5 protein-coding genes are annotated in these 6,380 nt (G+C 43.1%); 4 read left to right on the top strand and 1 reads right to left on the bottom strand.

Annotated features, from left to right (window positions below; genetic code table 11):
- A partial coding sequence (locus ACQ5ES_RS07470) for an HIRAN domain-containing protein (RefSeq protein ID WP_445015334.1) occupies window positions 1–649 on the bottom strand: 649 nt, incomplete at its 3' end.
- A gap of 522 nt (window positions 650–1,171) precedes the next feature.
- On the opposite strand from ACQ5ES_RS07470, the gene ACQ5ES_RS07465 reads away from it, so the two are divergent.
- From ACQ5ES_RS07465 to ACQ5ES_RS07450, 4 genes are all read left to right on the top strand, one after another.
- Window positions 1,172–3,325 carry an AAA family ATPase gene (locus tag ACQ5ES_RS07465; protein ID WP_445015332.1) on the top strand — a complete coding sequence of 718 codons (2,154 nt, stop codon included), beginning with the start codon at window positions 1,172–1,174 and terminating at the stop codon, window positions 3,323–3,325.
- On the top strand, window positions 3,325–4,368 hold the full coding sequence (gene mcrC, locus ACQ5ES_RS07460) for a 5-methylcytosine-specific restriction endonuclease system specificity protein McrC (RefSeq protein WP_445015330.1): 1,044 nt from the start codon (window positions 3,325–3,327) through the stop codon (window positions 4,366–4,368). Before ACQ5ES_RS07465 ends, mcrC begins: the two co-directional genes overlap by 1 nt.
- A 112-nt stretch (window positions 4,369–4,480) precedes the next feature.
- Window positions 4,481–5,380: a metallophosphoesterase gene (locus ACQ5ES_RS07455; RefSeq protein ID WP_445015328.1), complete on the top strand. Its 900-nt coding sequence runs from the start codon at window positions 4,481–4,483 to the stop codon at window positions 5,378–5,380.
- 376 nt (window positions 5,381–5,756) lie between these two features.
- Entirely contained in the window at window positions 5,757–6,263 is a 507-nt protein-coding gene (locus ACQ5ES_RS07450; RefSeq protein ID WP_445015326.1) for a type II toxin-antitoxin system antitoxin SocA domain-containing protein, read from the top strand.
- Window positions 6,264–6,380: the final 117 nt, after the last annotated feature.

Below are 6,380 nucleotides of genomic sequence, written 5' to 3'. Positions count from 1 at the left end.
CATCTTCGGTCATATTGTAAATGTGTACCTTGCGAGCTAATAAAGACTTTATTTGCTCTGCTTCAAGCCTCTCTCTTTTTACTTTGTCATCATCTACAGGAATAATGACTGTTTTAAAATCTGTTAACTTGCTTAATTGGTAGTCTGACTGCAGTAAGCTATTCTGATGCCATCCATAAGATAAATCGGTAAAATGACTTTTGAGGCGAGATCTCACCTCCCGCGAAGAGCCGACGTATACTCTTTTGCACGAATTATTAATTATCAAATAAACTGCTGAAATATTGTCAGTATCTGCAATGAAAGAGGGAAGCTTGGGTGTCTGGTAGTTAGCGGTAATTATGATTGAAATTAATAAGTTACCATCCTGCTCGCGTGCCTGCGTTATCTCACTCGATACAATTTTTTTCTGTTTAAGAAGTTGGCAGTACTTTTTCGATACTCCTCGACTCAGGTACCCTAACTTGGATTTGCTACGAGTGTGTATAACCTCTACAGCCCAGGGATCAAATGGATTGTTCTCATCATGGAGCAACTCAACTGTGTCACCAGATCTTAGAGATTTTTTCTTGAATAGGCCCTCTGCCGAGTAATAGCGAGTGCCTTTAATGGTTAAATGACTAGACTTACTGAGCGCATCCTTGGCCATTGCTATTTATTCTCTTGCTTTAAAATGGAGTGTTGAGAAATTCTAAGGCTTAAATTCGGATAGGTCACCACAATTTTTAGGAGGTATTTTTAGGCATATCTGACATCACATACCTCCTTCAGCAACACCCTAAACTCCGCTCAAAAAGCACCAAAAAAGCAGCATATTACTTTGCCTTATTTAAGGCTTTTCTAAAACAACCTCTAAACCATGTCACATATAGCCTAGAAGCTGATGACCCAAAAACCGTGAGTACAGATATATCTATACTGCAGTTGGGCGCTGAAATTTGAGAAAGTTGCAACTGTGCTAAAACGTATTTTTTTGGCTAGTTAAGATTCTTGGAATCAAGAGGTTTTGCTGGTCAGCTTGAATTGTCCAAAACATTCCTAATGAGTTTCTTTCTAGGTTCAAGAGGAGGGCAAGATCATTTAGTCAACATACTGATTGAAGAAGTTATTAAAGCTGGCATGATGAGGTAACAAAACACTAGCTTCAAAATATTCAAAATAGGGATTCAGAATGGCAAGGTATTGCGCCGAACATGATTCATCGAAACTTCTCTCAGCAATTGATACATGGAAAGAAAATTGCTTAGTTGAAGATGGTTCACTGTTGTCAGAGGAGAATCTGTGGACGTTAGACGCCCTGGAAGAGCTCAGGAGCGGTTTTGTTGATAATCCTGACATATCCGATAGCTCTTATTACGAAAAGCTTGAGAAGCAGTTACAGGGGCTCTCACCGCAAGCAATTGCTTTGATGGCAGAGATACATTGGCTGCTGTTCGCGTTACAAACAAATATCAAGCCTACGACTAAAATTGCTCACGTTCAGCGGATATGGAGCTGGAGTGGCCTGGAGGAACCTTCTTCTGATGTAGCTTTCGATAAGAGTGCACTTGGCGGAATAGTTAATACAGGGACAGCATACAATACACTTCGCTGGGAAGAAGTTGCTGACGCAATCAAAGTCATGCGAGAGGTAAAGTTACTAAATCCCTCAGAGCGGAAAGAACTTCTTAGAGATCCGATAAATTTTGCACAGTGGCTCAGTAATATTCCACAAAAAGGAATACGAATGTTCCGCCACGTGCTGCGCTTTTACTGTTTCCCCGATTATTTCGAGCGTACGGTGGTCAACAATAATAAAAAGAAGATACTCAACCGCATTGGCAATATTGATCGCAAGCTTCTTTCGAGCATGACTGATCTTGAGTTAGATCAGTCGATGTACGAACTACGCGAGCGCTTAGAAGCTGAAAGCGAATCTGGGGAAATTGATTTTTACGTTTCACCGTTAGTCGAGCAGTGGAAACCAACGAACGAGGTTAACGAGGAAACAAAGCCCGCGAATGACTACCAGAACGCAGCTAAAGACATCAGTTATTGGTGGCTCAATGCAAACCCTAAACACTGGCGAATAGAGGCGCATGAGCTGAACGAGGAGCAAAGTTACACCACGCACAATGAGAATGGTAATAAGCGCCGCATCTTCGACTATTTCCAGAAAGTGAAGCCCGGTGACCGTGTTATAGGCTATGAATCAACGCCGACTAAAAAAGTCATAGCAGAATTCGAAATAACCAAGGGTTCATTCGTTGACGATGAAGATGACAAGGAAAAAATTTCTTTCAAAATTGTCAGAATTATACCGCCTCGGGAGAGACCTTCATGGGAGGAGCTTAAAGCCAACCCTAAGCTGTCGGAGTCAGAGGTCCTATCGAGTAATCAAGGTAGCTTGTTCAGGCTCACTAAAAGCGAATACGAGGCTATTTTAGCTACCAATACGAAAAGCAACGTTAGCAGTTACGGGAGTGATGATGTTCTGAGCGAAGTATTCATATCAGAAGACGAGGTTCATGACATTCTCGATAGCTTCAGGGCAAAGAAAAACATAATTCTTCAAGGGCCACCTGGCACGGGTAAAACATTCTTCGCCAAACGTCTCGCTTATCTATTATTCGGTCAAAAAGATAATGACAGAGTAGAGATGGTGCAATTTCATCAGTCCTATTCTTACGAAGACTTTATTCAAGGCTTCAGGCCAGACGGTGTCGGTTTTACGCTCAAAAATGGCGTCTTTTATAACTTCTGCATGAGAGCCAAACATGATCCGGAAGCTGACTATGTATTCATTATCGACGAGATAAATCGAGGAAACTTGAGCAAAGTTTTCGGCGAGCTCATGATGTTGATTGAGTCGGATAAGCGAGGCCCTGATTGGGCAATCAACCTGACTTATGGCGACGACCTCGAGGATAAGTTTTATGTGCCTGAGAATATTCATATCCTTGGGTTAATGAATACTGCAGACCGTTCTCTGGCGATGGTGGATTACGCTCTGCGCAGACGTTTTGCCTTTTTCAACTTGAGCCCAGGGTTCCAAACCGACCTGTTCAGTGAACACTTGAAAGCCAACGGAGTGAATAAGGAACTTGTTAAAGCCATCACGGCCAAAATGACCTATTTAAACCAGCAGATAGCCAACGACGTCACCAACCTTGGTAATGGGTTTTGTATTGGTCACAGCTTTTTCTGTAATTTTCCTGATTCAACTGCACCTGACGCTCACTGGTATCACCAAATAATTCGACGTGAAATAGCCCCCTTGATTCGGGAGTACTGGTTTGACGCCCCAGAAAAAGCGGAATCGCTAATCGAGGGCCTCAAAATATAATGGCAAGCAGTATTCCGATTCAAAATATCTACTACTTGCTTTGCTATGCCTGGAATAAACTTCCCGAAGGTGAAGTGATTGATGTTACGAAATTAGATTCTACTGAGCTCGTTGACTTGTTTGCGACGGTGCTTATTGGCGGTGTAAACCATGTCCTACGACGGGGTCTAGACAGAGGGTACGAATTACACAATGACGAGCTTAGCTCACTTCGAGGTCGAATTGACATTGCCGTAAGTGCTCGGAAAAAGCTTATTGCACATGGTAGAGCTCAATGCGAATTTGATGAGTTCACGGCCAATACTCTGCCGAACAGGATCATAAAAACGACGTTAAGGTTACTGACGAATTTTGGAACTTTGGACGCTGATTTACGCCGCCGGTTAAGATCACTCTATCGCGACTTGCACGAAATCGATGATATTCAGCTCAATAAATTTGTCTTTCGGAAAGTCCAGCTTAATTTCAATAACCGCTACTACGCGTTTCTTTTGAGCATATGTGAGCTTGTTCAGTCCCTATCGTTCATTGATGAAACAACCGGTGACTTTAAATTTAAAGACTTTCTGAGGGAAGAAAAGCAAATGGCGAGCCTCTATGAGGCGTTCCTCTTAAATTTCTTCAAAAGTGAGTTTCCAAGGCTGGCGCCTAAGAGTGAGCAAATTCGTTGGCTGGCATCGAGTGACTCTGATCCTACATTGTCGTTGCTTCCAACTATGCGAACAGACATTTCTCTTTCATCTAAGAGTCAAAAGCTCATCATCGACGCGAAGTACTACAAGCAAACGCTGAGCTCATTCTACGATAAACAAAGTCTGCATTCGGCCAACTTGTACCAACTCCTTTCCTACATTGATAGCTATAGCGCTCACAATAAAAGATACGGCGTAGAGGGAATGCTGATTTATCCGGTTGTAACCAACGAGGTAAATGAGCGCTACGTAATTAATGGTAAGCGTGTTTATATCCGAACCGTAAACTTAGCGGCTGATTGGACGACTATACGGGCATCGTTAAGAGAGATAGCTGAGCCTTTGCAGTGAACTGAGTATTACCTCGAAAGATTTAAATTTGAGGGTGCGACATGAAATGTCGAGCGAAGGAAATACAATTCAAAATTGCCACAGGTAGATAGCCGAGATTAAGGGAGCGAAGATGTACGACATTATTGGAGATATCCACGGGCACGCAGATGAACTTGAGGCCTTGCTCGTACAAATGGGATACCGAGAAAGCAAAGGCGTTTATCGACATCCTGAACGGATCTTAGTGTCAGTGGGTGATCTTATTGATAGGGGACCTCATCAGAGGCGCTCGGTTGATATCATCAAACGTATGTGTGAGGCAGACTCTGCAATTTGCATAATGGGTAACCATGAGTTTAATGCTGTTGCTTGGGCCACCGAAGATGAAGACGGCAACCATTTACGAGAGCACTCAGATAAGAACTTCAAACAACACAAAGCGTTCCTAAAAGAAGCAACGCAGGATTCAGGTTGGTACGCTGATACAGTCGAGTGGTTTAAAACTTTGCCGTTGTATTTAAATTTACCCGCCTTGCGAGTCGTGCATGCATGCTGGCACGAACCTTCCCTATCGGTTCTTGAAGACTTTTCATCAGATGGTGTTCTTCATCATGACGCTTGGAGCACTGCCAATACTAAAGGCCATCCACTTTATGACGCTATAGAAGTGCTCTGTAAAGGCTGGGAGGTTCCACTTCCTCCAGGCTACTCATTTTTGGACAAGGATGATAACGAGCGATCGAAGATAAGAACTAAGTGGTGGAGAGAAGACGATCGCAGCTACAAAGCACTTGCGATTGGCGTGAAAGATCCGTCTAGCTTGCCGATGGACGAAGTACCTGGTAATGCGATGCCCGGTTACGATAATCAAAAACCGTTATTTATCGGTCATTACTGGATGAAAGGTCGCCCTTGCTTACAATCCGAATCGATCGCTTGTGTTGATTGGTCAGTAGCCGACAACGGGAAAATGGTTGGTTACCGGTTGGATGACTCGGGTCTTTGTGACTCAAAGTTTTACTCGGTTTGAAGTGAGAGGTAAGGAATGAAGGATAAACAATAGTTTTTCTTGCGAGATCTACTCAGACCTCGATTGAAGAAGCTCATTCATGGCTCGATTTTTGCTGAAGAGTATGACTTCATGGGGACTCTATTTCGGATGCGAAAAATCGGCGGCGGGGTATCAACCCGATGTCAGAAGAATACACCAACCAAGTAAACGAGCGACGTCGGCAACTAGGGGTATTGCCTTTGGGGAGAGGTCAAAAGCTGGCGATTTTTTATGAAGATATAAAGTGTCTAAGGAGCCGAAGTCTTACTATAGTGCTTTATTTTTGTACTGTTATCCGCTATGATACATGGTGATTTAATTTTGCCCTTATGTCGACTTTTCTGTGGTGGGAGCTATGAATAAAGAGAGCATTTCAAGGATACTCGAAGCTTTCGCTTACGTAGCGGAACGCGCCCCTGCTCAAAAGAAAAATATGTACAACGTGTTAAAGGTATTCTACCTTGCCGACAAACTCCATATGGAGCGATATGGGCGCTTTATTTTTGATGATAAATATTCAGCAATGGAAAAAGGTCCTGTTCCATCAGCTGCTTATGATTTGCTGAAAACCATCCGAAACGGTCAAGAATTACCTTTCTCAATTGATTCACCAGTCACATTAGGGGCGAGTCATACCGTAATTGCAAAACGACAAGCAAACGAAGACTTGTTTAGCGGTTCAGACTTATTATGTATGGATGAGGTTATCGCGCTCAGTGAGAATGAAGATTTAGGTGACCTTAGTCACGATGAGGCTTGGGAAAATGCAGGGCGTAATAGCTTCATGCCTGTTGAAGCTATCTTGTCAACGCTTGAAAATAGCGACTTACTAATAGAACTTCACCAGAATAGACACCCTTGATCGTAATCAGGTGTTAGGGAAGATTACGAGCAAGGGAGACGGATGCCTACCAGTCAAAGCCTATTAGCCCAGCTAGCCGGGAGTAATCTTAGAGTTGGAGCCGTACTATACAAGTAT

It is taken from the genome of Pseudidiomarina xizangensis, from assembly GCF_052541995.1.
Note: the sequence above shows the minus strand (reverse complement) of the source record. Positions and strands in the feature narration are given on the sequence as shown.